At 66.6% G+C, this 24,813-nt stretch carries 22 protein-coding genes; 19 read left to right on the top strand and 3 right to left on the bottom strand.

The features are described 5' to 3' along the window. Positions 1–97 precede the first annotated feature (97 nt). The 5 genes from ACZIYR_RS18425 to ACZIYR_RS18405 are packed head-to-tail and all read left to right on the top strand — an operon-like array spanning position 98 to position 5,419. A complete protein-coding gene (locus ACZIYR_RS18425; RefSeq protein ID WP_483527663.1) occupies positions 98–1,096 on the top strand; it encodes a TRAP transporter substrate-binding protein in 999 nt (332 codons plus the stop codon). Between the two features lie 55 nt (positions 1,097–1,151). Further along, positions 1,152–1,736, top strand: coding sequence for a TRAP transporter small permease (locus ACZIYR_RS18420; RefSeq protein ID WP_483527662.1), 585 nt, complete (start codon positions 1,152–1,154; stop codon positions 1,734–1,736). After that, a complete protein-coding gene (locus ACZIYR_RS18415) occupies positions 1,733–3,010 on the top strand; it encodes a TRAP transporter large permease (RefSeq protein WP_089656411.1) in 1,278 nt (425 codons plus the stop codon). The genes ACZIYR_RS18420 and ACZIYR_RS18415 overlap by 4 nt, the downstream gene beginning before the upstream one ends. 12 nt (positions 3,011–3,022) lie before the next feature. Beyond that, a complete protein-coding gene (locus tag ACZIYR_RS18410; RefSeq protein ID WP_483527661.1) occupies positions 3,023–4,483 on the top strand; it encodes an aldehyde dehydrogenase family protein in 1,461 nt (486 codons plus the stop codon). A 39-nt stretch (positions 4,484–4,522) separates the two neighbouring features. Next, a complete protein-coding gene (locus tag ACZIYR_RS18405) occupies positions 4,523–5,419 on the top strand; it encodes an NAD(P)-dependent oxidoreductase (protein WP_483527660.1) in 897 nt (298 codons plus the stop codon). An 82-nt stretch (positions 5,420–5,501) separates the two neighbouring features. Here the strand turns inward: ACZIYR_RS18405 and ACZIYR_RS18400 are convergent, their stop codons facing one another. Further along, entirely contained in the window at positions 5,502–7,217 is a 1,716-nt protein-coding gene (locus ACZIYR_RS18400) for a methyl-accepting chemotaxis protein (protein WP_483527659.1), read from the bottom strand. A gap of 331 nt (positions 7,218–7,548) precedes the next feature. On the opposite strand from ACZIYR_RS18400, the gene ACZIYR_RS18395 reads away from it, so the two are divergent. The 9 genes from ACZIYR_RS18395 to ACZIYR_RS18355 all read left to right on the top strand — a co-directional run bounded on the left by ACZIYR_RS18395 (position 7,549) and on the right by ACZIYR_RS18355 (position 18,114). Beyond that, positions 7,549–8,709: a ChaN family lipoprotein gene (locus ACZIYR_RS18395; protein ID WP_483527658.1), complete on the top strand. Its 1,161-nt coding sequence runs from the start codon at positions 7,549–7,551 to the stop codon at positions 8,707–8,709. Between the two features lie 8 nt (positions 8,710–8,717). Continuing rightward, positions 8,718–10,697, top strand: a complete 1,980-nt coding sequence (locus ACZIYR_RS18390) for a M1 family metallopeptidase (protein ID WP_483527657.1) — start codon at positions 8,718–8,720, stop codon at positions 10,695–10,697. Positions 10,698–10,770: 73 nt separating this feature from the next. Continuing rightward, on the top strand, positions 10,771–11,175 hold the full coding sequence (locus ACZIYR_RS18385) for a ribonucleotide reductase subunit alpha (protein WP_483527656.1): 405 nt from the start codon (positions 10,771–10,773) through the stop codon (positions 11,173–11,175). A 126-nt stretch (positions 11,176–11,301) separates the two neighbouring features. After that, a complete protein-coding gene (gene ahpC / locus ACZIYR_RS18380) occupies positions 11,302–11,865 on the top strand; it encodes an alkyl hydroperoxide reductase subunit C (protein WP_473031780.1) in 564 nt (187 codons plus the stop codon). A gap of 179 nt (positions 11,866–12,044) precedes the next feature. Next, a complete protein-coding gene (gene ahpF / locus ACZIYR_RS18375) occupies positions 12,045–13,601 on the top strand; it encodes an alkyl hydroperoxide reductase subunit F (RefSeq protein ID WP_473031779.1) in 1,557 nt (518 codons plus the stop codon). Between the two features lie 282 nt (positions 13,602–13,883). After that, entirely contained in the window at positions 13,884–14,909 is a 1,026-nt protein-coding gene (locus ACZIYR_RS18370; RefSeq protein ID WP_483529105.1) for an amino acid ABC transporter substrate-binding protein, read from the top strand. A 125-nt stretch (positions 14,910–15,034) separates the two neighbouring features. Then, on the top strand, positions 15,035–16,225 hold the full coding sequence (locus ACZIYR_RS18365) for an amino acid ABC transporter permease (protein WP_483527655.1): 1,191 nt from the start codon (positions 15,035–15,037) through the stop codon (positions 16,223–16,225). A 9-nt stretch (positions 16,226–16,234) separates the two neighbouring features. Next, on the top strand, positions 16,235–17,335 hold the full coding sequence (locus ACZIYR_RS18360) for an amino acid ABC transporter permease (protein ID WP_483527654.1): 1,101 nt from the start codon (positions 16,235–16,237) through the stop codon (positions 17,333–17,335). A 50-nt stretch (positions 17,336–17,385) separates the two neighbouring features. Further along, complete coding sequence (locus tag ACZIYR_RS18355) at positions 17,386–18,114, top strand: amino acid ABC transporter ATP-binding protein (protein WP_483529104.1); 729 nt, start codon at positions 17,386–17,388, stop codon at positions 18,112–18,114. A gap of 13 nt (positions 18,115–18,127) precedes the next feature. On the opposite strand, the gene ACZIYR_RS18350 is transcribed toward ACZIYR_RS18355, so the two are convergent. Both ACZIYR_RS18350 and ACZIYR_RS18345 read right to left on the bottom strand, forming a co-directional pair. Further along, positions 18,128–19,588 (bottom strand): sensor domain-containing diguanylate cyclase, encoded by a 1,461-nt coding sequence (locus tag ACZIYR_RS18350; protein ID WP_483527653.1) that lies wholly within the window; start codon positions 19,586–19,588, stop codon positions 18,128–18,130. A gap of 308 nt (positions 19,589–19,896) precedes the next feature. Beyond that, positions 19,897–20,511 (bottom strand): histidine phosphatase family protein, encoded by a 615-nt coding sequence (locus ACZIYR_RS18345; RefSeq protein ID WP_483527652.1) that lies wholly within the window; start codon positions 20,509–20,511, stop codon positions 19,897–19,899. Positions 20,512–20,709: 198 nt separating this feature from the next. Here ACZIYR_RS18345 and phnD point away from each other — a divergent pair, with 198 nt between their 5' ends. The 5 genes from phnD (at position 20,710) to ACZIYR_RS18320 (ending at position 24,726) form a co-directional block, all read left to right on the top strand. Further along, complete coding sequence (phnD, locus tag ACZIYR_RS18340) at positions 20,710–21,705, top strand: phosphate/phosphite/phosphonate ABC transporter substrate-binding protein (protein ID WP_473031772.1); 996 nt, start codon at positions 20,710–20,712, stop codon at positions 21,703–21,705. Positions 21,706–21,769: 64 nt separating this feature from the next. Next, entirely contained in the window at positions 21,770–22,588 is an 819-nt protein-coding gene (gene phnC, locus ACZIYR_RS18335; RefSeq protein ID WP_483527651.1) for a phosphonate ABC transporter ATP-binding protein, read from the top strand. Further along, positions 22,575–23,393: a phosphonate ABC transporter, permease protein PhnE gene (phnE, locus tag ACZIYR_RS18330; RefSeq protein WP_483527650.1), complete on the top strand. Its 819-nt coding sequence runs from the start codon at positions 22,575–22,577 to the stop codon at positions 23,391–23,393. Before phnC ends, phnE (ACZIYR_RS18330) begins: the two co-directional genes overlap by 14 nt. Next, positions 23,387–24,196 carry a phosphonate ABC transporter, permease protein PhnE gene (gene phnE / locus ACZIYR_RS18325; protein ID WP_473031770.1) on the top strand — a complete coding sequence of 270 codons (810 nt, stop codon included), beginning with the start codon at positions 23,387–23,389 and terminating at the stop codon, positions 24,194–24,196. Before phnE (ACZIYR_RS18330) ends, phnE (ACZIYR_RS18325) begins: the two co-directional genes overlap by 7 nt. A 29-nt stretch (positions 24,197–24,225) precedes the next feature. After that, positions 24,226–24,726, top strand: coding sequence for a host attachment protein (locus ACZIYR_RS18320; protein WP_473034945.1), 501 nt, complete (start codon positions 24,226–24,228; stop codon positions 24,724–24,726). Positions 24,727–24,813: the final 87 nt, after the last annotated feature.

Here is a 24,813-nt window from a genome sequence, read left to right as displayed (position 1 = left end):
TGCCGCGCCAGGTAGTGAAACACCGCAGGGTAGCGCCGCTCAGCTGGGCGGTCGCCCGACAATTGCCACCCTCACAACAACACAAGAGGGCACTACAATGACCAAACGCTTTGCACGCCACACACTCGTTGCCGCTATCGGTGGTCTTGCTACAGTCGGCATGGCCCTGCAGGCCCAGGCCGCCACCGAAATCAGCCTCGGCCATACGCTCTCCTCCACCTCCCACTATGCGGTAGGGGCCCAAGCCTTCAAGGAGACCCTGGAAGAACTCTCCGACGGCGCCTTCACCGTCACCGAGCACACCTCCGGCTCGTTGGGCGGTGAGCGCGAGATGATCGAAGGCCTGCAGATCGGCACCGTGGACATCGTGATCACCTCCACCGGCCCGCTCGGCAACTTCGTCCCCGAAACCTACGTACTCGACCTGCCGTTCCTGTTCGAAGACTACGACCAGGCACGCTGCGTGCTCGACGGTGAGCTCGGCGACGAGCTGCTGGCCAAGATGAGCGACCACGACCTGGTCGGCCTGGCCTGGTCCGAGAACGGCTTCCGCCACATGACCAACAGCCGCCGCGAGATCGCCTCACCGGCCGACGCCGATGGCCTGCGGGTGCGCACCATGGAGAACGAGGTTCACCAGGAAGCCTTCCGCCAGATGGGCGCGCGGCCCACGCCGATGGCATTCCCCGAACTGTTCACCGCCCTGCAGCAGGGCACCGTGGACGGCCAGGAGAACCCCATCACGGTGATCGTGGCCACCAACTTCTGGGAAGTGCAGGACTACCTGTCGCTGACCGGCCACGTCTACTCGCCCTCCGCGGTGCTGGGGTCGCCGATCCTGCTCGACGGCCTCAGCGACGAGGAGCGTGAGTGGTTCCACGAGGCCGCCCGCGCCTCCGCAGAAGCCACCCGCGGAGAAGTCTCGCGCCTCGAAGAAGAGGGCGTGGCACTGCTCGAAGAGAACGGCATGACGGTCAAGACCGATATCGATATCGGCCCCTTCCAGCAAGCCGTTGAGCCGGCCTACGAGATCTTCACCGCCGAGCATGGCAGCGAGATGCTGGAGCGCATCCAGGCACAAGCCGCCAGCTGCTGATCCGTCCCGCCAGCCCCCGGCACATGCCGGGGGCATCTTCGCTCTTGGTGATCCTATGCTCGCTGCATTTCTGCGCTTCGAGCACCAGCTGACGCGTGTGGCCATGGCCGTGGCGATCGTCATGCTGGTGATCTCGGTGACGCTCAGTTTCTATCAGGTGTTGACCCGCTTCGTGTTCAACGCCCCCTCGACCTGGACCGAAGTCGCCTCGCGGGCGGCGATGATCTGGTGCGTCTTCATGGCCGCGGCGGCCACCTTCCGCGGCGGCTACATGATGGCCGTGGAGGCCATCTACAAGGTCATACCCACACGCTTTGCGCTATGGCTGGAAACCGCCATCGTGCTGTGCTGCCTGCTGGTGCTGGGGGTGTTGATCTACTTCGGCATCCTGATGACCGGGCGGGTCAGCAATCAGACCATGTCGGGGATGAACATCTCCATGTCCTACGCCTATGCGGCGATCCCCACCGGGTCGGCGTTCGCCATCGTGGCGGCCCTGGCGCGACTGTTCGCCCAGCTCAGCGGGCGCGAGCCGGTGGGGCCCGACAACAGCGAGGTCAGCCCCGAGGTCGAGCTGCAGCAGGTACAAGAGGCCCAGCACGACAGGGTCGATAATGACCAGGGAGGGTCGCGCTCATGAACCTGGTCATCGGACTCTCGCTACTGATCCTGTTCGCCTTCGGCGTGCCGATCGCCATCTCGATCATGCTGGCCTCGATCATCGGCATCGAGTTCTTCACCCGGCTGCCGCTGCTGCTGGTGCCGCAGCAGATGTTCATCGGCATCGACAAGTTTCCGCTGATGGCCATCCCGTTCTTCATCCTGGCCGGCAACCTGATGGCCGCCGGCGGGATCTCCCAGCGCCTGGTCGACCTGGCCAAGTCGATCGTCGGCCAGGTGCAGGGTGGCCTGGCAATGTCCTGCGTGCTGACCTGCATGATGTTCGCCGCGGTCTCCGGCTCCAGCGTGGCGACCACCTTCGCCATCGGCGCGATCCTGATCCCGGCGATGGTCAAGCACGGCTACCCGCGGCCGCTGGCGGCCTCGATCCAGGCCTCGTCGGCGGAGCTCGGGGTGCTGATTCCGCCGTCGATCCCGCTGATCCTCTACGGGGTCAGCACCGATACCTCCATCGGCCAGCTGTTCCTGGCCGGGGTCGGGCCGGGGTTCCTGATTGGCGGGGCGCTGATCCTGTTCCTCTACCTGTTCTGCAAGGCGCGCGGCTTCGGCAAGGAGGACTACAAGGACAGCACCGGCTTCGTCACCTCCTTCCAGCGTGCCTGGGCGGCGATGCTGATGCCGGTGGTGGTGATCGGCGGCATCTACGGCGGCGTATTCACCCCCACCGAGGCCTCGGCGGTGGCGGTGTTCTATGCACTGATCGTCGGCGGCTTCTACTACCGTGAACTGAAGCTGGGCGACCTGGTGCCGATCCTGCGCCAGAGCGTGATCTCCACCGCCGCGGTGATGCTGATCATCGCCGCCGCTTCGCTGTTCAGCTTCCTGCTCAGCCGCATCGGCCTGCCGGCGCAGATTGCCAATGCGGTCACCGCCGCCATCGACAACCCGCTGATGTTCCTGCTGGTGGTCAATGCCTTGCTGCTGGTGGTGGGCATGTTCATCGAGACCTCCGCCGCGATCCTGGTGCTGGCACCGATTCTGACGCCGATCGCCATGCAGTTCGGCATTCATCCGGTACATTTCGGCCTGGTGATGGTGGTCAACCTGGCGCTGGGCATGATCACGCCGCCGCTGGGCGTGAATCTGTTTGCCGCCTGCGCAGTGGCCAAGATCTCACTGGACCAGATGCTGCCCTGGCTGCTGCGTTTCGTGCTGGTGGTCATGGCCTGTCTGATGCTGATCACCTATATGCCATGGATCTCCATGGGGTTGGTCAATCTGGTATATGGATAAAGGAGCATGACAATGATGGAGAACTCTGCGATGCCGCCCCAGGCAGCGCTGATCGGCGGCGAATGGCAGGCCACACAGGCCACCCTGGATATGGAAGCCCCGGCCAGCGGGCGCATTACCACGCGTATCGCGCGCTGCCAGGCGGCGGACGTGGACGCCGCTGTGAGTGCCGCGCGGCGTGCCTTCGAGGGTGAGCTGGGCGACTGGGCGCGCTGGAGTACCCGTGAACGCGGCGCCTGGTTGCTGGCCATGGCCGCCGCCATCGAGGCCGACCACGAACACCTAGCTGCACTGGAGTGCCTGGACACTGGCAAACCGCTGACCCAGGCGCGGGCCGATATCACTGCCTGTGCGCGCTACTTTCACTTCTACGGCGGCGGTGCCGACAAGCTCCACGGTGAGACCCTCCCCTACGAAAACGGCTTCACGGTGATGACGCTGCGTGAACCCCACGGGGTTTGCGGCCAGATCATCCCCTGGAACTACCCGGCGCAGATTTTCGGCCGCTGCATCTCCGCTGCGCTGGCCACCGGCAATACGGTGGTGCTCAAGCCCGCTGAGGACGCCTGCCTGAGCGTGCTGCGCCTGGCCGAGCTGGCCATGCAGCAGGGCCTGCCGGCTGGCGCTCTCAACGTGGTGCCGGGGCTAGGCCGTGAGGCCGGTGCGGCGCTGGCCTCGCACCCGGGCATCGACCATCTCTCCTTTACCGGCTCGCCGGAGACCGGCACCCAGGTGACCCAGGCGGCGGCGGTGCACCATGTGCCGGTGACCCTGGAGTTGGGTGGCAAGTCGCCGCAGATCGTGTTCGCCGATGCCGACCTCGACGCTGCCTTCGACACCGTGGTGAGAGGCATCATCCAGAACGCCGGCCAGACCTGCTCGGCGGGCAGCCGGCTGCTGGTACAGCGCGAGATTGCCGAGGCCTTCACCGGCCGCCTGGTGGAGCGCTTCGCGGCGCTGCGCTGCGATGCCGGCGAGGCAGACGCCGACTGCGGGCCGCTGATCAACGCCCGCCAGAAGTCGCGGCTCGAGGCGCGCCTGGCCGCCGCCGAGGCGGACGGCATCCGCATTGCCGCCCGCGGCCAGCTGGCCGAGGGGGCATCACAGGAGGGGCACTTCGTGGTGCCGCATTTGCTCACCGAGATTCCCGATGGCCACGACGTGCTGCGCGAAGAGCTGTTCGGCCCGGTGCTGGCGGTGCAGGTCTTCGACGATGAAGCCGAAGCGCTGCGCCTGGCCAATGCCACCGACTTCGGCCTATGTGCCGGGGTCTGGACCCGCGACGGTGGCCGCCAGCTGCGCCTGGCCCGAGGCATCCGCAGCGGCCAGGTGTTCGTCAACAACTATGGCGCCGGTGGCGGCATCGAGCTGCCGTTTGGCGGCGTGGGGCGCTCCGGCCACGGTCGCGAGAAAGGCTTCGAGGGGCTGCGTAGCTACACCCGAATCAAGACCGTCGCCATCAAGCATGATTGATCGCGCTTTTATCTCGTTATCGACGCATGGAGACCCACGATGAGTCGCTCACTGGAATCGCCTGACGGCGCACGTCGCATCGGCATGATCGGCGTTGGGCTGATGGGGCATGGCATCGCCAAGAACCTGCTTGAGGCAGGCCATACGCTGACCTTTCTCGATCATTCCGGCAATCAGCCGGTGGAGGACCTGCTGGCGGCGGGCGCCGAGTCCCGGGCAAGCGCCCGCGAGGTGGCCGAATCGGCCGAGCTGGTACTGCTGTGCGTGACGGGCTCGCCGCAGGTCGAGGCGGTACTGTTCGAGCCCGGCGGCGTACTGGAGGGCCTGGCCCCCGGGGCGGTGGTGGTCGACTGCTCCACCGCGCTGCCGAGTTCCACGCAACAGGTCGCGGCGCGCGTCACCCAGGCCGGCGGCCGCTTTATGGACGCCGCCATGACCCGCACGCCCAAGGAGGCTGAAGAGGGGCGCCTCAACTTGATCGTCGGTGCGCCCCAGGCGCTGTTCGACGAGGTGCGGCCGGTACTGGCGTGCTTCGCCGAGAATATCGCCCATGCGGGTGACGTCAGCGCCGGTCATACCCTCAAGCTGCTGCATAACTTCGTCTCGCTGGGTTTCTCGGCGGTACTCGCCGAGGCCGCGGCGGCGTCGCGGCGGGCCGGTATCGATGACGCCGCGCTGCTCGAGGTGCTCGGCAAGGGCGGCGGCGGCGGGGTGGTGCTGGAGAGGCTGCGACCCTTCATCGCGTCCGGTGATCCCTCTGGGTTCCGTTTTAGCGTGGCTAACGCCAGCAAGGACCTGGGGTATTACCACGCCATGACGGAGGAACTCGGGGTCGAGGGAAGTGTGGCGGGTGCCGTGCATGCCCTCTACGCCGGCGTGGAGGACCAAAGCATGGCGGTGCCGGAACTGATTCGCGCGCTGCAGGAAAAGGCCTGACGACACCGTCAGGCCTTGAATGCCTTTCACTCGTTCTCCATCGTCAGCGGGAGCTCGCTTCTTTCCTTGGCTCCGTGCCCTTTTAGAACGCCTCCCACTCGGGCTCTGTCGATGCCTTGCGCTGGCGGCTGGCACGGGGCATGGGGTCGGCTTCCGGGACGGGGTGGGCAGATGGATGGGGAAGGTCGGTCGCTGCCGCGACGAGTGCCTGCGGCGTCGTGATGGCCGTCTGGCTGTCGCCCATGTGGAATGAGCTGACCGCCTCCGCCAGCAGGCCCGCCTGGTTCTTCAGTGACGAGGCCGCCGCCGCCGACTGCTCTACCAGGGTGGCGTTCTGCTGGGTGACCTGATCCATCTGGCTGACCGCGACGCTGACCTGCTCCACGGCCTGGGCCTGCTCCTCCGAGGCGGCGTTGATATCGGCCATCAGCTCCGAGACCCGGTGCACGCTGCCCATCACCTGCTCCATGGCCTCGCCGGCTTCCCTGACCAGGGCACTGCCATCCTTGACCAGCTCGCCATCGTGGGTGACCAGCGTCTGGATCTCCTTGGCGGCCGAGGCGCAGCGCTGTGCCAGGTTGCGCACCTCGCCGGCCACCACGGCAAATCCGCGGCCCTGTTCCCCGGCCCGAGCGGCCTCCACCGAGGCGTTCAGCGCGAGAATGTTGGTCTGGAAGGCGATGCCGTCGATCACCGAGATGATGCTGCCGATCTTCTCCGCGCTGTCTTCGAGCTCCTGCATCTTGCCCATGGCCTGCGAGGTCTTGTCGCCGCCGTTATCCGCCAGCTGGCGCGCGTCTCGGACCAGCTCGTTGGCCTGGCGGGTGTTGTCGGCGTTCTGCTTCACCGTCGAGGCGACCTGCTCCATGCTGGTAGCGGTTTCCTGGAGGCTGGCGGCCTGCTCCTCGGTGCGCTGCGAGAGGTCGTGGTTGCCCGAGGATATCTCGCCGGAGGCGGCGTGGATGGCCTGGGCGGACGACTGGATCCGTGCCACCAGCTCCCGCTGCTGGGTCTGGGTATCATCGAGCGCCTCCAGGGCGACACCGATTTCGTCTCGGCTGCCCGTCTCGATGCGATTGTCCAGGTGCCCGGCGGCGATCGCCTGGAAGTAGCCGACCATGCGCTCCAGCGGACGGGTAATGGCGCGGATCAGCGCCCAGCCGCCGAGGCTGCCGATAAGCAGCGCCAGGGCGATCATCGCCGCCGTCAGGTAGCGCATGAAATCGAAGGTCGACTGGGCGGCGGCGTACTCGGCCTGGGCCACGTTGCCCTGGAGGTCGATTAGTTCATGGAGCGTCTGGTTGGCGGCCACGAAGGCCGGCCGGGTCGCCTCGATCATATGGGCGGAGGCCTCGTCGATCCGGCCGGCCTCGTAGAGAGCGATGGCCGGCTCGATGCCCTGCTGGAAGAAGGCGCGGCGCTGATCGGCGTAGCGTTCGGCGAGCTCGGCCTCGCGGGGCGTCAGGTAGGTGCCCATATAGGTCGCCCAGACCTGCTCCATCGTCTCGAGATTGGCGTCCACGCTGTCCAGGTAGGGCTGCCGGTTGGCGCGGCTGGCCGCATCGCTGCCGGCATGATCATGAGTCAGGCTGATCTGGTTGAGCTCGATGATGCTGTCGCGCATCAGCTCGTCGATGCGCGTCAGCTGCTGGACGGGAATCAGGCGGTCTTCATAGATGGTATCGATCGCCTGGTCCATCGAGGTCATGCCGCGAATGCCCAGGCCGCCGACGGTGGCGATCAGGGCGATCAGCAGGGCAATCAGCAGGATCAATCGAGCTTTGATGGTCAGTGTCATCCACAGCCTCCTTGGCGTGTGTGGGAGAGTCGCGATGTGTGCTGTTGACGCCAAGGGGGATGGCTGTGCGCTTGATGGCACGAATCAACGATTAGTTGTACAAATATTTCACAGACAGTGTCAAAAGTAAAACCATGCTTTGACAATAGGGTACAAGCCTAACGATTAAAACAGACGATTGTATGCATTCATTGGTCTGATTGAGCCTGCCTATCCGGGAGCTGCGAGCGGGAAGGGGGACGACGATTGGCGCCGATCGTCAGGCCGCGTGGCTCGGAACCCGGCCGCGGGGTGGTACTCTCATCCTGTAACGCTTTCCATGGAGATGCCCATGTCGCTTACCGCTATTCGCGCCGGCCGCCTGGCGCTCGCTTGTGTGGCCGGCGCGCTGGCGCTGGGCACGACTCCCACCTGGGCCGAGGACTGCCTGGCGCCGGGCCAGTGGCTGCAGCCGGGCGGCGAGCGCCTCTCGCCGCCCGCCCTGTTTCGCGAGCTGGCCGAGCAGGAGGTGGTGCTGCTCGGCGAGCAGCACGACCGCATGGATCACCACCGCTGGCAGCTGTCGACCCTGGCGGGACTTCACGCGCGCCGCCCGGACATGGTGATCGGCCTGGAGATGCTGCCGCGGGAGGCGCAGCCGGCGCTGGACGCCTGGGTGGCGGGAGAGCTCGATGAGCAGGCCTTCCTCGACGACAGCCGCTGGCGAACCGCCTGGGGCTTCGACCCCGAGCTCTATTTCCCCATCCTGCACTTCGCCCGGCTGCACCGGGTGCCGCTGCAGGCCGTCAACATCACCCCGGAGCTGCGTGGTCGGCTGGTCAACGAGGGCTGGGAAGCCGTACCCCAGGCGGAGCGCTTCGCCATCAGCGCGCCCGCCGAGCCCCCGGCGGCCTACCGCGAGCGCCTCGCCGAGGTCTATGACCAGCATCCCTCCCGAGAGGGCGACGAGGCCGACTTCGCTCGCTTCGTGGCCGCCCAGCTGGCCTGGGACCGCGCCATGGCCGCGGGCCTGGCCGAAGCGGGCGAGGAGGGCGCCCTGGTGGTAGGGCTGATCGGCCAGGGGCATCTCGCCTACGGCCACGGTGTTCCGCACCAGCTCTCTGACCTGGGGGTCGAAGCCCACAGCACCCTGCTGCCCTGGCAGGTGGGCGAGCGTGGGTGCGAGCCGCCGGGGGAGGGCCTGGCCCGGGCGGTCTTCGCCATCGCCGATCGCCAGCCCGAGGCGCTGCCCCCCATGCAGCTGGGGGTTTACATTGTGCCCCACGAGGAGGGGGTCGAGATTCATGCCATTCTCGAAGGCTCCATTGCCGAGCAGGCCGGGCTGCAGGCGGGGGACGTGATCCTGCGCGCCGCCGGTGAGGCGCTGTCGCGTCCCGCCGACCTGACCGACCTGGTGCGCCAGCAGCGTCCCGGTACCCTGCTGCCGCTGGAGGTGCGTCGCAACGGCGATGAGCAGGAAATCCTGGCGCGCTTTCCGCCGCGTGACGCATGACGTCCCGCATGAGAAGCGCCGCCGTGTCTCCCCGGGCGAGGGGCTGGTGGTTCGCGGCGCTGCTGATGGTGCTGCCGGGCCTGGCCCTGGTGGCCGGAGCGAACGATGAGCCGCCGAGCCTAGCGCTGCGCGTCACCCTGGACCCGACCCGGGGCACCCTCGAGGGGGAGATGACCCTCTCACCGCCGCCCGCCTCGGCGGACTTCCAGCTGCTGCCGGGCCTCGAGGTCGTCGCGGCCACCGCCGGGCGCGACGAGCTGGCGGCCAGTCCCCGCGGCCCGGGACGCTATCGCCTGGCCCTGCCCGAGACGGCCGAGACGCTGACCCTGCGCTGGCGGGGTGAGCTCGACGACAGCGGGTCGCGCCTGAGGGTGTCGCCGGCGGGCAGCCTGCTGCCCGCCGGCAGCGGCTGGTACCCCCGTCTGGCCGACCTCGAGGCCTTCGCCCTCTCCCTGGAGATCCGGGTGCCCGAGGGGCAGCGGGCGGTGGGAACCGGCTCGCTGGTGGGAGAGCCGCAAGAGGACGAGGATGGCTACCGGGTTCGCCACGCCCACCCGCGCACGGACGGCTTGGAGCTCGCCGCGGGGCCCTGGCGCGAGCGGCAGCGCACGGAGGCGGGCGTGCGCCTGCGCACCCTCTTTCCCGCCGAGTTGGACGCCGCCTTCGCCGAGACCTACCTCGAGCACACCGCGGACTACCTGACGCTGTTCAGCGAGCGGGTCGGCCCTTATCCCTACGACAGCTTCACCATCGCCGCCTCCCCGGCCCCGGTGGGGCTGGCCTTTCCCGGCTTCACCCTGCTCGGCGAGCGGGTCATCCCGCTGCCGTTCATTCCCCGCACGTCCCTGGCCCACGAGCTGATGCACGCCTGGTGGGGGGCCGGGGTGCGGGTCGACTACGGAGATCGGAATGGGGCGGGCGGTAACTGGTCCGAGGCGCTGACCACCTACCTGGCCGACTACCACCTGGACGAGCGGCGCGGCGAGGCGCGCGAGACCCGCCGCCGCTGGCTGACCGACCTCGCCGCCCTGCCCGAAGGCCTTGAGCGTCCCCTGGCGGACTTCCGTGGCGGCCCCGACCCGGCCGGGCGGCTGGTGGGCTATCAGCACGGCGCCATGCTTTTCCATATGCTGCGCGAGCGCATCGGCGACGCGGCCTTCGATGCCGGCCTGCGGCGCTTCGCCGAGCGCCGCATGTTCCACGCCGCCGGCTGGGATGACTTGGCCGCCGCCTTCGGGGCGAGCGCCGGTGAGCCGCTGGAGGACTTCTTCGACGCCTGGGTGACGCGCCCCGGGCGCCCCGCCCTGTCGCTGACACAGGTAGCGTACCGGCGCACCGAGGGGGGCTGGAAGCTCGAGGGGCGCCTGGGGCAGTCGGGCGGCGATGCGCCCTGGCCACTGCGCCTGCCCCTGGCGGTGGAGAGCGACTCGGGTGTCAGCCGGCATGTGGTGGCGCTGGACGCCCGGGAGGCCGAGTTCTCGCTCGCCCTCGAGGAGGCGCCCCGGGCGCTGGCGGTGGATCCCGACTTCGAGGTGCTGCGCGAGCTGGAAGCCGCCCCCTTCACCCTGCGTCGCCTGGTGCTGGACCCAGAGACCCGCCTGCTGGCGCTGGACGCCGACTCGGCTGCCCTTGCCCCCCGCCTGCCGGGTCGGCCGCAGCCCCTCGACGCGCCAGGGGCGCGGCTCGACGAGACGCCGCTGATGGTGGTGGGCGAGACCCAGGCGGTGGCGGGCTGGCTGGCCGAGCAGGGGCTGCCCGAGCCGCCCCGAGACATGGCGCGGCGCGGCCAGGCGCGGATGTGGACCCTGCCCGGCACCCGCCTCGCGGCCTTGAGCGCCGATGACCACGAGGCCCTGGCGGGGCTCGCCGGCACGCTGCGCCACCACCAGCACCGCAGCTACCTGGTGGTGGAGGCTGGCGGCGAGACCCGGGAGGCCGGCACCTGGCCGCCGGGCGACGATGGCCTGCGCGTCGAGCTCGCGCCCTGAGCGCCTTGCGTCGGGGCGGTGGCTGTTCCATCATCGCTCTCCCTGCAGGCGTTGCGACTTCCGGAGGACTGCCTTGGCCATTTCCTGCTTTGCCGATCTGTTGAACGAGGCGCACAGCCAGCCCGACCCTCAGCGGCTGCTGTTCGTCTTCACCCGTGCCGAGCTGCCGGATCACCCCACCCCGGAACAGCGCGCTCGCTTCGAGCAGGGCGAGGGCGGGGTGCTGACGCCGGTGGTATGCGTCGACAAGACCCTGGATGAGCTCAGCGACATGGACGCGCTGGTCGCCGAGTCGCGGGAGACAGGGGTCGAGTGGGATATCGTCTTCGTGGCGGCCCTGGCCGGAAGCGGGTCTCTGCCGCCCTCCAGCGAGGAGGCCGAGCCGCACCTGCAGAAGATGGTCGAATCGCTCAAGATGGGCAACATCGAGAGCTTCCTGGCACTGGACCGCCAGGGTGAGGTGGTGTCATTTCAATAGTTTATTGGCCCTCCATAGACGAGGCCAATCAGCATCATGACACCATTCAATTTAGACTATTGCGAGGGCCGCGTTACGATAGGCCCCGTATTCGGAACACACCCCATCGACATGGAGCATCACTGAATGTCCCTGATCAACACTGAAGTCAAGCCGTTCAACGCTACCGCTTTCCACAACGGCGAGTTCATCGACGTGTCCGAGGAGAGCCTGAAGGGCAAGTGGAGCATCTTCTTCTTCTATCCGGCCGACTTCACCTTCGTCTGCCCCACCGAGCTGGGTGACCTGGCGGACAACTACGCAGAGTTCAAGGAGCTGGGCGTCGAGATCTACAGCGTCTCCACCGACACTCACTTCACCCACAAGGCGTGGCACGACAGCTCCGAGACCATCAACAAGATCCAGTACCCGATGCTGGCCGACCCGACCCTGAAGATCTCGCGCAACTTCGAAGTGCTGATCGAGGACTCCGGCCTGGCCGAGCGTGGCACCTTCGTGATCGATCCGGAAGGCAAGATCCAGATCGTCGAGATCAATGCCGGCAACATCGGCCGTAACGCCGAAGAGCTGCTGCGCAAGGTCAAGGCCGCTCAGTACGTGCGTAACAACCCGAACGAAGTTTGCCCCGCCAAGTGGAAGGAAGGCGAAGAGACCCTCGCGCCCTCCCTGGACCTGGTCGGCAAGATCTAAGCGATCGCCCGACCCCGCGAGGCAACCCCCTGGCCTCGTGAGCTCCTCGCCCGGGCATGTTCCGCCCGGGCGTTTTTCAAGAAAAGCGCAGACAATCCGCGCAGCTCATCGGCCCCTGGCCGTGTGCGCCGGCCTGCGCTGCGCTTTTACATTAGCCAAACATGAAGGAAACCGCTGTCATGTTGGACGACAATCTGAAAACTCAGCTCAAAGCCTATCTGCAGAAGGTCACTCGGCCGTTCGAGATCGTCGCGTCCCTCGATGACGGCGACAAGTCCCAGGAACTGTTCGGCCTGCTCAACGAGATCGCCGGGCTTTCCGACAAGATTTCCCTGCGCAGCGACGGTCAGGATGCCCGCAAGCCGTCGTTTGCCATCAATCGTCCCGACGAGGAGACCGGCGTGGTCTTCGCCGGCATTCCCATGGGACACGAGTTCACCTCCCTGGTGCTGGCGCTGCTGCAGGTGGGCGGCCATCCGCCCAAGGCCAGTCAGGAAGTGATCGAGCAGATCCAGAGCCTCGAAGGCCCGCTCCACTTCGAGACTTACTTCTCGCTCTCCTGCCAGAACTGCCCCGACGTGGTGCAGGCGCTGAACCTGATGGCGGTGCTCAACCCGAACATCCGCCACGTGGCCATCGACGGCGCCCTGTTCCAGGACGAGGTCGAGGTGCGCCAGGTGATGTCGGTGCCCAGCATCTACCTCAACGGCGAGTCGTTCGACCAGGGCCGGATGAGCCTGGAGCAGATCCTGGCCAAGGTGGACACCGGTGCTGCCGAGCGCGAGGCCGCCAAGCTCAGCGAGAAGGATGCCTTCGACGTGCTGATGATCGGTGGCGGCCCGGCCGGCGCGGCGGCGGCCATCTACGCCGCTCGCAAGGGCCTGCGCACCGGCGTGGCGTCCGAGCGTTTCGGTGGCCAGGTGGTGGACACCCTGGGCATCGAGAACTTCATCTCCGTGAACTACACCGAAGGCCCCAAGCTGGTGGCGGCCCTGGAGGAGCACGTCAAGGAGTATGAGGTCGACGTGATGAACCTGCAGCGGGCCACCCAGCTGGTGCCGGCCACCCAGCCCGGCGGCGAGCACGAGGTGCGCTTCGAATCCGGGGCGAGCCTCAAGAGCAAGACCCTGGTACTGGCGACCGGCGCCCGCTGGCGCGAGATGAACGTGCCCGGCGAGGCGGAGTACCGCAACAAGGGCGTGGCCTACTGCCCCCACTGCGACGGCCCGCTGTTCAAGGGCAAGCGCGTGGCGGTGATCGGCGGCGGCAACTCCGGCGTCGAGGCGGCCATCGACCTGGCCGGTATCGTCGGCCATGTGACCCTGATCGAGTTCATGGACGAGATGCGCGCCGACGCCGTGCTGCAGAACAAACTCAAGAGCCTGCCCAACGTCGATATCATCCTGGGGGCTCGCACCACCGAGGTGAACGGCGACGGCCAGCGCGTCAACGGCCTCACCTATGAAGAGCGCGCCAGCGGCGAGATCAAGCGCCTCGACCTGGAAGGTGTCTTCGTGCAGATCGGCCTGGTGCCCAACACCGAGTGGCTCAAGGGGTCGCCGGTGGAGATGTCGGAGCGCGGCGAGATCATCGTCGATGCCCACGGCATGACCAGCCTGCCCGGCGTGTTCGCCGCCGGCGATGTCACCACCGTGCCTTACAAGCAGATCATCATCGCCATGGGCGAAGGGTCCAAGGCCGCCCTCGGCGCCTTCGACCACCTGATCCGCAGCTGATCGCGCCAAAGCGCCATACCGCGCCCCCGTCGGCCCTGCCGGCGGGGGCGCGGTGCCGTTGGTAGGGTCGAAAAGTGGGCGCTCGGCCCTCGGATCCAGGGGAGCCGCTCTTTTCTGGTGCAGCATTCGAGGATCTTTTGCTGCGTTAGCTAGCGTTGAATCACAGTCTGTCCTGCCCTATCCCTTTTCTGGAATGAACCTTGCTAATGTCATGGCACATGCTGAAAGGCATGCATGCATTGGTTCGATGCGTTTTATCCAAGAAGAAGGGAGTTTCCCATGTTGTACAACAAGAACAAACTGGTACTGATGTCAGCGGCAGCCACTCTGGCGCTGGGGACCTCCGGGTTCGTCGCCGCCTCCACCCTGGAGGACACGCGGGACCGGGGGGCCGTACAGTGCGGCGTCAGCGATGGTCTGCCAGGCTTCTCCTCCCCGGATGACGAGGGCAACTGGCAGGGGATCGATGTCGATGTCTGCCGCGCCGTCGCCGCGGCGGTCTTCGGCGATGCCGATGCGGTCCGCTATATCTCGCTGAACGCCGTGGAGCGCTTCACCGCGCTGCAGTCCGGCGAGGTCGATATTCTCTCGCGCAATACCACCTGGACCACCACCCGCGACACCACCCTGGGCCTGAACTTCGCCGGGACCAACTTCTATGACGGTCAGGGGTTCTTGATCAACCGTGACCTCGGCGTCGGCAGCGCCAGCGAGCTGGACGGTGCGGCGGTCTGCGTGCAGTCGGGTACCACCACCGAGCTGAACCTGGCCGACTACTTCCGTGCCAACGGCATGGAGTTCGACCCCATCGTCTTCGACACCTCGGAACAGACCGTAGGGGGGTTCGAAGCGGGCCGCTGTGATGTACTGACCTCCGACACCTCCCAGCTGGCCGCCCTGCGCATTCAGCTCTCCGATCCCGACGGCGCCATGATTCTTCCCGAGGTGATCTCCAAGGAGCCGCTGGGCCCGGTGGTCCGCCAGGGCGACGACCAGTGGTACAACATCGTCAAGTGGTCGCTGTTCGCCATGCTCAACGCCGAGGAGTACGGCATCTCCAGCGACAATATCGATGAGCTGCTCGCCACCGAGGACCCCAACGTGGCGCGCCTGCTGGGCCAGGACGGCAACTATGGTGAAGGCATGGGGCTTGACGCCGACTGGTCCTACAACATCATTAGCCAGGTCGGCAACTACGCCCAGGTCTTCAACCGCAACGTCGGCATGGACTCGCCGCTGGAGATCGAGCGCGGCGTCAACGCCCTGTGGATCGACGGTGGCCTGCAGTACGCGCCGCCCGTCCGCTAACGCTCCGTCCAGGGTGCCGGCTGAACCGGCACCACATGCACATGATGCGCGACTTGCTGCCGGCTCGGCCATCCCGGGCCGGCAGCCGCGTGCCCTGCTTGACGGATCCAGGCGGAGAATTGTCCATGTCCGTTCGACCCCAGGCCCGACCTTCGGGCCCCAAGCCGCCGTTCTGGCGTGATCGCGCCAAGCGCGCGCTGCTCTTCCAGGCGCTGCTGATCGCCGCCGTGGCAGCCTTCCTGCTCTATATCATCGGCAACACCCAGGACAATCTGGCGGCTCGTGGTATCACCACCGGTTTCGGCTTTCTCGAAAGAACGGCGGGGTTTGGCATTGGCCAGAGCCTGATCGAGTACACCTCACAGAGTACCTACGGCCGGACCTTCCTGGTGGGGCTGCTCAACACCCTGCTGGTTTCGGCACTGGGTGTCCTGGCCGCCACCATCATCGGCTTTACCGTGGGCATCGCCCGGCTGTCGCCCAACTGGCTGATTGCCCGGCTGGCCAGCGGCTATATCGAGATCTTTCGCAATATCCCGCTGCTGCTGCAGATCTTCTTCTGGTACTTCGCCGTGCTTCAGGCGCTGCCCAGCCCGCGCGACAGCCTCACCCTGGGTGAGCTGGTGTTTCTCAATGTCCGCGGCCTGTTTTTGCCGGAGCCCCAGTTCCTGTCCGGCTTCGGGCTGATCCCCGCCGCGCTTGGCGTGGCCGTGGTGGCCAGCATCGCCCTGCTGATCTGGAACAGGCGCCGCCACGAGGCGACCGGGCAACGACTGCCGGCGGGCTGGATCTCGCTGGCGATGATCGTTGGCCTGCCGCTCGCGGTGCTGGTCGTGACCGGGGTGCCGGTGACCTGGGAGGTGCCGGAGCTGCGCGGGTTCAACTTCCGCGGTGGTATCACTGTGATCCCCGAGTTCCTGGCCCTGTGGCTGGCGCTGTCCATCTACACGGCCTCGTTCATCGCCGAGATCGTCCGGTCCGGCATTCAGGCGATTCCCCATGGCCAGACCGAGGCGGCCCAGGCGCTGAGCCTGCCCCAGGGGCTGGTGCTGCGCCTGGTGGTGATCCCCCAGGCGCTGAGGGTGATCATTCCGCCGCTGACCAGCCAGTACCTCAACCTGATCAAGAACTCGTCGCTTGCCACCGCCATCGGCTATCCGGACCTGGTCTCGGTCTTTGCCGGCACCACTCTCAACCAGACGGGGCAGGCCATCGAGGTGATCGCCATGACCATGGCGGTGTATCTCACTATCAGCCTGCTGGTGTCGCTGTTCATGAACTGGTTCAACGCCCGCGTGGCGCTGGTAGAACGCTAGGAGAGCGCCATGACGCACAACGACAAGATGATCGAGGCGCGCCGGGCACCGATCCGCACCGTGGGGCCCCTGGCATGGCTGCGTGCCAACCTGTTCAGCGGACCGGTGAACAGCCTGTTCACCCTGCTGGGCCTCTACCTGCTTTACCTCCTGCTGACACCGACGATCCAGTGGGCCTTCATCAACGCCGACTGGGTCGGCACCAGCCGCGACGACTGCTCCCGGGAGGGAGCCTGCTGGGTGTTCGTCAATGCCCGTTTCACCCAGTTCATCTACGGCCTCTATCCGCGCGCCGAGCTGTGGCGGCCCAACCTGATCTTCGCCACCTTTGCGGTGCTCATCGCCTGGCTGGCGATTCCCCGATTGCCCTTCAAGCGCTGGGTCGCGGTCTTCGGCTTGCTGGGCTTCCCGCTGATGGCCTATGGGGTGCTCTACGGCGGCTACTTCGGCCTGCCGGTGGTGGAAACCCATCGCTGGGGCGGGCTGATGCTGACCCTGGTGCTGGCCGTGGTTGGCATGGTCGCGGCGCTGCCCATCGGTATCCTGCTGGCACTGGGGCGCCGCTCCCAGATGCCCATCGTCAAGAGCTTCTGCGTGGTGTTCATCGAGTTCTGGCGTGGGGTGCCGCTGATCACCATCCTGTTCATGGCCTCGGTGATGCTGCCGCTGTTCATGCCCACGGGGGTCAGCGTCGACCGCCTGATCCGCGCCCTGATCGGTATCACTCTGTTCCAGAGTGCCTATATGGCCGAGGTGATACGCGGCGGCCTGCAGGCGATCCCCAAGGGCCAGGAGGAAGCGGCCGCGGCGCTGGGCATGAGCTACTGGCGACGCATGGGGCTGATCGTGCTGCCCCAGGCGCTGAAGATGATGATCCCGGGTATCGTCAATACCTTTATCTCGCTGTTCAAGGACACCACTCTGGTAATGATCATCGGGCTGTTCGACCTGCTGGGCATCGTCCAGGCGGCGCTGTCCGACTCGCGCTGGCTGGGCTTCGCCGTAGAGGGCTATGTCTTTGCGGCGTTCCTGTTCTGGATCTTCTGCTTCAGCATGTCGCGCTACAGCCAGTACCTGGAGCGGAAACTCCACACCGGCCATAAACGGTAAGGACTAATACAATGAATGAACAGGCAACCCAATCCAGCACTGGCGACCTGATGGTCGAGATGCGCGGCGTCAACAAGTGGTACGGCGATTTTCACGTGCTGCGCGACATTCATCTTGAAGTGAACCGCGGCGAGCGCATCGTCATCTGTGGCCCCTCGGGGTCCGGTAAGTCGACGCTGATCCGCTGTATCAATCACTTGGAAGAGCATCAGGAAGGGCAGATCGTGGTGGGCGGAATTCCGCTCACCCAGGACGTCAAGCGCATCGAGCAGATTCGCCGCAGCGTGGGCATGGTGTTCCAGCACTTTAATCTCTTTCCCCACCTGACGGTGTTGGAGAACTGCTGTATCTCGCCCATGTGGGTGCAGAAGAAGCCGCGCCGCGAGGCCGAGGCCGAGGCCATGAAGTATCTGGAGCGGGTTCAGATCGCTGAGCAGGCGAGAAAGTACCCGGGACAGCTCTCCGGTGGCCAGCAGCAGCGGGTGGCCATCGCGCGCTCGCTGTGCATGCATCCCGAGGTGATGCTGTTTGATGAGCCCACCTCGGCACTGGACCCGGAAATGATCAAGGAGGTACTCGATGTCATGGTCGAGCTCGCCCGCGAGGGCATGACCATGCTCTGCGTGACCCACGAGATGGGTTTCGCCAAGACCGTGGCCGACAGGGTGATCTTCATGGATCAGGGACAGATCATCGAGGAGAACGCCCCGGAGCCCTTCTTCAACGACCCCCAGTCGGAGCGCACTCGGCTGTTCCTGAGCCAGATCCTGGGCCACTGAGCCGCGGCCGAACTCAGGGCCAGTCGGCTCGGACCCGGTTGCGGCCGGCGTGCTTGGCGGCGTAGAGCGCCTGGTCGGCGCGGGCGATGGCCATGGCCTGGCCGTGGTGCAGTTCCTGGTCGGCGGGGAGCTCGGCGATGCCGATGCTGAGGGTGATCGCCACCTCCAGCGGCGGGGCATCGCTGTGGTCACCGCCGAGCTGAAAGGGGGAGTCGGCGATGCGTGTGCGCAGCCGCTCGGCGAGTGCGCGGGCCTGGGGGCGGCTCAGGCCGCCGGTGACCACCACGAACTCCTCGCCCCCCAGTCTGGCCAGGCCGTCCCCCGGGCGCAGTTCGTTGCCGAGGCGGCGGGCCAGCAGGCGCAGCAGCGAGTCGCCGGCGGGGTGGCCGTAGCGGTCGTTGACCGGCTTGAAGTGGTCGATATCGAGCAGCATCAGGTGGTGGGGCGCTGTGCCGGCGCTTAGCGCCTCGGCCAGGTGGCGGGTCAGTCCGCGACGGTTCATCACCCCGGTCAGCTCGTCGTACTCGGCGGCCTCCTTGGCGATCTCCTCGCCTCGCTTGCGCTGGCTGATGTCGATGACTAGACCCGCCAGGCCGCGCAGTCGCTGCTGCTCGTCATACATGGATTCGGCGACGATCTCGTGCCAGCGCCGCTGGCCGTGGGCGCTTTTCAGCCGCACATCGAGCCGCCAGCTCGGCAGCCGCGCCTCGAATCCCTCGCGAAGCTGTGCCCAGAGCCGCCGGCGATCCTCGGTGGCGATATGGGCGAGCAGCCGGCGCAGCGGCAGGTGGGCGTAGCGGTCCGGGTAGCCGAGGCTTCGCAGCAGCGCCCGCGAGCACCAGGTCGAGCCGCTGCGCGGGTCGATCTCCCAGATGCCGCAGTCGGTGACCTGCTGGAACAGCTCCAGCTGGCGCCGACGGCTGCTGAGCCGGCGGCGGTAGAGGGCCGAGGCGATCAGCTCGGCGGCCACCGTCAGGGCGTGCATGCCGCTGCCCTGCCAGTCCAGCGCCCGCTCGCAGTCATCGAAGCCCAGGGTGCCCCACCAGCGGCCCTCGACCATGATCGGCACCGTCACCATGGAGCGAATGCCCTGACTCTCGAGGTTGTCGCGCAGCGGGCCCGGGGGGATTCGGTGGGTAATAAAACGCTGAGCCTCGCCGCGCTGGCGCTCTTCCACCATACGGCGGTAGACCGGGTCGTCGAAGATCATCGAGAAGAAGCGAAAGCGCTTCTGCATGAGCTGGCGATAGCGCGGTGCCGACGCCCATTCGAAGACGTAGTCCTGCACCACGGCATCGGGCTTGAGCTCGATCAGCTGGAAGATCCAGACACGGCTGACGCCGGAGGCGCGGCCCAGCTCGCCGAGCAGCGCATCCACGCCCTGGGACCAGAAATAGGCGTCGATCAGCTCGCGACTGCCGCTGGCAAGGGCGGCAAGGAGGCGACTGGCATCGGGGCTGACCGTATCCGGCACGATGGGCACATCCTCTGAGCATCGGCTGTCATGTTACCGAATGCTACCGCACCGGGCGACATGGCGCCTGCTCCATTAGGCAAAGGCCGGGGGTCGGCGGCACCGAACAAAGCCGAGTGCGTGGCGGCACGCCATTTTCAGGTTCTTCGCACTTTAGCGTGAACATGTTTGGCAGGCTTTATGGTGGGAGGCCGGCTCTGCCGGGCGAAGGCGCCGCAGGCGCCCCATGGGTAGCGCTGCGCGCTACTTCGCGAGCTGAAGCTCCCTCCCACAAGGCAATTTCACGCCAGTCTGCGATGAACCCATTTTCAGTCCGTCGGCGGGGCCTGCCCCGGCGCCAGCAGAGTGACGCTGGCAGGCGCCAGCGGCGTCTGGTCGCGATGCTGGCCCAGCGGCCGCTGCGCCAGGGCGGTCAGCAGGATTTGCAGCGGGTCGCCATGGCTGACCAGCAGCACGGTGGCGTCATGGGCCTCGTGCTCCAGACGGTCGATCACCCCCTGCATGCGGCGGGCCACGGCGGCGACGCTCTCCACGCCGAACCGGCGGTGCCCCGGGTCCTCGGCGTCGAGCGCCCAGACCTCGGGGTAGCGGCTGTCGGGCTGGCCCTCCAGCTCGCCGAAATGGCGCTCGCGAAGCCCAGGCTCGGCGACCAGCGGCAGGTCGAAGCGTCGGGCCACGCGGGCGGCGGTCTCGGCGGTACGCAGGAAATCGGAGTGCAGGATATGGGTCGGTGCCGGCCAGGCCCACTCGGCGACCAACCGATCTAGCTGTTCGCGGCCCTGCGCGGAGAGCCCGAAGGCATCCAGGCCGCGCTCGGGGGTGCTGATGATCACCCCGCCGGCATTGGCCTGACTGTGGCCATGGCGCATCAGCAGATAGCGGTTGCGGCGTCCGGCGGGAGCGTTGAGGAATTCGGTTGACATGCTATCGTCACACTACCTAGATTGAAACATGAGCTTTCGTTTGTGATCACGACTGGCGGGAGCCATGTTCGATTTCGATCAGGTCGATGCGCGCCATCAGCATAGCGCACGCTGTCACACCGAACCCAGCCCCCCATTGCCAGCCTCAAAAGCGCCGCCAACCGCGATATCAACAACAATGACATCATGAGGTACGCCATGAAAGCACGCCTGGCTTCCCGGAAGCCCCCCTTCGCCACCCTGGCCTTCGCCACGCTGCTGCCGCTGGCCTGGCTCGTCTCCGCCCAGGCTCAGGCCGACTGCCCCCGCGGTGACCTGGACAGTCTCTACTGCGACGAGGAGGGCAACATGGTCGCCGACCTGCCCGCCGACGAGTCTCAGTGGGCCGACCCCGACACCCTCATCTTCGCCTATACCCCGGTGGAAGACCCGGCCATCTACTCCGATATCTGGCAGCCGTTCATCGACCACCTCGCGGAGGTCACGGAGCGTGACGTGCGCTTCTTCGCCGTTCAGTCCAACTCGGCGCAGGTCGAAGCCATGCGCAGCGGTCGCCTGCATATCGCCGGCTTCTCCACCGGGCCGACCCCCTTCGCGGTCAATCTGGCCGGCGCGGTGCCCTTCGCACTGATGGGGTCCGATGACGGCCAGTTCGGCTATACCCTGCAGGTCTATACCCATGTCGAGTCCGGTATCGACGCGCTTACCGACCTCGCCGGCAAGCGGGTGGCCCATACCTCGCCGACCTCCAACTCCGGCAATCTGGCGCCCCGGGCGCTGTTCCCGGAGTACGGCATCGTGCCCGATGAGGACTACGAGGTGGTCTACTCCGGTAGCCACGACCAGTCCATGCTGGGGGTGGTGGCCCGCGACTACGACGCCGCCCCGGTGGCCTCCGAGGTGGTCGAGCGCATGGCCGCCCGCGGCCTCTACGACCCGGACGAGGTCAAGATCATCTACGAGACCGACTCTTTCCCTACCACCTCCTACAACTATGCCCACAACCTGCATCCCGACCTGGTGGAGAAGATCAGGGAGGCGTTCTTCAGCTTCGACTTCGCCGGCACGGCGCTGGGCGAGGAGTTCGAAGGCGTGGATAAGTTCGTGCCCATCAACTACAAGGACAACTGGCAGGTCATCCGCACCATCCAGGCCGCCAACGACGTGCGCTACACGCGCGAAGACCTGGAATAAGTCCGCGCTGCCTGCTTCGGCCACCGGGTCGGGGCGGGCCGGTCTCTGGCTGTGAGGTGGGTGAATGCTGGAAATCTCGAAGCTGGTCAAACGCTACGGCCATGACGAGCCGGTACTCAAGGAGCTCGATCTGACCGTCGAGGGCAGCAGCGTGGTCTCCATCGTCGGCGCCTCGGGCGCCGGCAAGAGCACCATGCTGCGCTGTATCAATCGCCTGGTGGAGCCGACCTCCGGTTCGATCCGGCTCAACGGCCGGGAGCTGGTCAACCTTCGGGGGGCCGCACTGCGTCGGGCCCGGCGCAAGATCGGCATGGTCTTCCAGGGCTTTAATCTGATCGACCGGCTGACGGTGATGGAGAACGTGCTGGCCGGTCGGCTCGGCTACGTGAACCTCTACCAGGCGGTGACGCGACGCTATCCCCAGCAGGATATCGAGCGCGCCTTCACCCTGATGGAGCGGGTGGGGATCGCCCACTACGCCAACAAGCGGGCGGATGCGCTGTCCGGCGGCGAGCGCCAGCGGGTCGGCGTGGTGCGAGCGCTGATGCAGGAGCCCGAGGTGCTGCTGGCCGATGAGCCCACCGCCTCACTGGACCCGCGCACCTCCGAGCAGATCATGAAGCTGCTGCAGAGCCTGGCCAGCGAACTGTCGCTGCCGGTGCTGATCAATATCCATAACGTGGCCCAGGCCAAGACCTACACCGAGCGGATCGTGGGCCTGCGCCACGGCAAGATGATCTTCGACGGGGCGCCGGCCGACTTCACCAAGGAGGCACTGGAGGCCATCTATGGCGGCATCGAAGCGCCCGAGGAGGAGCTCGTCGAAACGCCGCCGGCCAGCGCCGACGCGGGGAGCCGGGGGGTGACCCATGACCAGGCCTGAGGCTGCCGGCTCGTCCTCGGGGCCGCGAACCTGGCGCAAGCCGCCCTTCATCGCCAATCCCTGGCTGCGCTACGGCCTGTGGCTGGCGGTGATCGCCTATCTGATCTGGGCCTTCGGTAGCCTGCCGTTCAACTGGGAGCGCATCAGCGAGGGGCTGCCGCGGGCGGCACGCATCTTCGGCGGCGGTTTTCCGCCGAGCTTCGAGCGCTGGGGGCTGCTGTTCACCGGCTTCAAGGAGAGCTTCCAGATCGCCATCCTGGCGACCCTGCTCGGCGTGGCGCTGTCGATCCCCTTCGCGGTGATGGCGGCGCGCAACGTCGCCCCGCTGCCGGTCTATCTGTTCGGCCGCGCGGTGATCATCGTCTCGCGCAGCTTCCACCCGGTGATCGTGGCCATCCTGTTCGTCGCCGCGGTGGGCTTCGGCCCCCTGGCGGGGATCCTGACCCTGACCCTCTACTCCATCGGCTTCGTCGGCAAGCTGCTGGCCGAGGAGATCGAGGAGATCGACTGGGGGCAGGTGGAGGCGATGCGCGCCGCCGGGGCCGGCTACCTGGCGACGCTGGTCTATGCGGTCTTCCCGCAGATCCTGCCGCGCCAGGTGGGGCTGTCGATGTACCAGCTCGACAGCAACCTGCGCGCCTCGGCGGTGGTGGGCATCGTCGGCGCCGGGGGCATCGGCGGCACCCTGATGAACGCCTTCGGACGCTACGACTATGACTTCGCCTTCGCGATCCTGTTGATCATCATCGCGGTGATCCTGGTCAGCGAAGGCATCAGCGGCTGGGTAAGGAAGAAGATATGGTAGATCACGCCGGTGCCCTGGCCGATCGCGTCTGGCAGCGCTACGACCGCCGGCAGCGCCTGATTCGCTATGCCGTGCTGCTGGTGACCCTGATGGTGGTCTACTGGGCGGTGCGCGACATCGACATCTTCTGGCCCTGGGTGTGGGACGCGCCGAATCAGATCTCCAATCTGGGGTCGCGCATGTGGCCACCGGATCCGAGCCGGCTGGGGCCGATCCTCAATGCCATGCTCGAGACGGTGCATATCGCGACCCTGGCGACGATGCTGACCATTTTCATCGCCCTGCCGGTCTCCTACATCGCTGCCCAGAACACCACCCCCAATCGCGCCTGCCTGTGGCTGGGACGCTTTATCCTGGTCGCCAGCCGTTCGGTGAACACCATCATCTGGGCGCTGCTGTTCGTGGCGATCTTCGGGCCCGGCGTGCTGGCGGGGATACTGGCGATCATGTTTCGCTCCATCGGCTTCATCGGCAAGTTGATGGGGGAGGCGATCGAAGAGATCGACCGCCGGCCGGTAGAGGCCATGCAGGCCACCGGCGCCTCCAAGCTGAAGGTGATCGCCTACGCGGTGGTGCCCCAGGTAATGCCGGCCTTCTTCGCCATCGTCATTCTGCGCTGGGACATCAACATTCGTGAATCCACGGTGCTGGGGCTGGTGGGCGCCGGCGGCATCGGAGTCCTGCTGCAGGGCGCCATCGACACCTTCGCCTGGCCCACCGTGGCGACCATCCTGATCGCCATCGTGGCGCTGGTGCTGGTCGGCGAGGCGATCACCAGCGTGCTGCGCCGCAAGGTGATCTGAGCAGTTGACCGCTGGGGTCGCCCTTGCCAATGTTGAGAGAGGGAGTGCCCGAAGCGGCCGAGACGCCGTGCGCTCCCATCCACTGGCATCAAGGAGAGGCTATGACAACCTATATCGTGGTGGCCGATGCAGCCCGGGCGCGCATCTTTACCCGCGACGCCCTCAAGCTGGAAGAGAAGGAGAGCCTGATTCATGCCGAGGGACGGCTGCACGAGGGCGATCTGGTGACCGACCGTGGGGCCGACGTTCACGAGTCCATGTCGACCAGCGCCCGCTCCTCGGGGGGCGAAAGCGTGGCGCGTACCCACGAAGAGCAGGTCTTCGCCAAGGAAGTGGCCGAGCGTATCTATCGTGCGCGGGTCGATAACACCCTGGAGAAGCTGATCCTGGTGGCCCCGCCGCGTTTTCTGGGCCAGCTGCGCGACAAGCTCGACGGCCCCTCCAGCAAGCTGGTGATCCACACCCTGGCCAAGGACCTCTCCAAGGCCAGCCTGGCGGACATCCAGGAGGCCGTCAGCGATATGCGCTGAGTGGCGTTGCCACTATGCGACCTTAGCCTAAAGAATTCTCCCCTTTCGCCGATAGCTCGATGATCTCGATCACAGCGCTCGGCCAAG

The sequence above is a fragment of the Billgrantia sp. NRB1 genome, assembly GCF_056921725.1.
This window is presented reverse-complemented; position numbering and strand designations above follow the sequence as displayed.

What these genes read in the sequence shown, in the direction of transcription:
- phnD (WP_473031772.1), top strand. Translation starts at nt 20,710, where the DNA reads ATGAAAGCACGCCTGGCTTCCCGGAAGCCCCCCTTCGCCACCCTGGCC.
- ACZIYR_RS18400 (WP_483527659.1), bottom strand. Translation starts at nt 7,217, where the DNA reads ATGACACTGACCATCAAAGCTCGATTGATCCTGCTGATTGCCCTGCTG.
- ACZIYR_RS18360 (WP_483527654.1), top strand. Translation starts at nt 16,235, where the DNA reads ATGACGCACAACGACAAGATGATCGAGGCGCGCCGGGCACCGATCCGC.
- ACZIYR_RS18425 (WP_483527663.1), top strand. Translation starts at nt 98, where the DNA reads ATGACCAAACGCTTTGCACGCCACACACTCGTTGCCGCTATCGGTGGT.
- ACZIYR_RS18365 (WP_483527655.1), top strand. Translation starts at nt 15,035, where the DNA reads ATGTCCGTTCGACCCCAGGCCCGACCTTCGGGCCCCAAGCCGCCGTTC.
- ACZIYR_RS18320 (WP_473034945.1), top strand. Translation starts at nt 24,226, where the DNA reads ATGTTGAGAGAGGGAGTGCCCGAAGCGGCCGAGACGCCGTGCGCTCCC.
- ACZIYR_RS18405 (WP_483527660.1), top strand. Translation starts at nt 4,523, where the DNA reads ATGAGTCGCTCACTGGAATCGCCTGACGGCGCACGTCGCATCGGCATG.
- phnE (WP_473031770.1), top strand. Translation starts at nt 23,387, where the DNA reads ATGGTAGATCACGCCGGTGCCCTGGCCGATCGCGTCTGGCAGCGCTAC.
- ACZIYR_RS18415 (WP_089656411.1), top strand. Translation starts at nt 1,733, where the DNA reads ATGAACCTGGTCATCGGACTCTCGCTACTGATCCTGTTCGCCTTCGGC.
- phnE (WP_483527650.1), top strand. Translation starts at nt 22,575, where the DNA reads ATGACCAGGCCTGAGGCTGCCGGCTCGTCCTCGGGGCCGCGAACCTGG.
- ACZIYR_RS18355 (WP_483529104.1), top strand. Translation starts at nt 17,386, where the DNA reads ATGGTCGAGATGCGCGGCGTCAACAAGTGGTACGGCGATTTTCACGTG.
- phnC (WP_483527651.1), top strand. Translation starts at nt 21,770, where the DNA reads ATGCTGGAAATCTCGAAGCTGGTCAAACGCTACGGCCATGACGAGCCG.
- ACZIYR_RS18410 (WP_483527661.1), top strand. Translation starts at nt 3,023, where the DNA reads ATGATGGAGAACTCTGCGATGCCGCCCCAGGCAGCGCTGATCGGCGGC.
- ACZIYR_RS18390 (WP_483527657.1), top strand. Translation starts at nt 8,718, where the DNA reads ATGAGAAGCGCCGCCGTGTCTCCCCGGGCGAGGGGCTGGTGGTTCGCG.
- ACZIYR_RS18345 (WP_483527652.1), bottom strand. Translation starts at nt 20,511, where the DNA reads ATGTCAACCGAATTCCTCAACGCTCCCGCCGGACGCCGCAACCGCTAT.
- ACZIYR_RS18395 (WP_483527658.1), top strand. Translation starts at nt 7,549, where the DNA reads ATGTCGCTTACCGCTATTCGCGCCGGCCGCCTGGCGCTCGCTTGTGTG.
- ACZIYR_RS18420 (WP_483527662.1), top strand. Translation starts at nt 1,152, where the DNA reads ATGCTCGCTGCATTTCTGCGCTTCGAGCACCAGCTGACGCGTGTGGCC.
- ahpC (WP_473031780.1), top strand. Translation starts at nt 11,302, where the DNA reads ATGTCCCTGATCAACACTGAAGTCAAGCCGTTCAACGCTACCGCTTTC.
- ahpF (WP_473031779.1), top strand. Translation starts at nt 12,045, where the DNA reads ATGTTGGACGACAATCTGAAAACTCAGCTCAAAGCCTATCTGCAGAAG.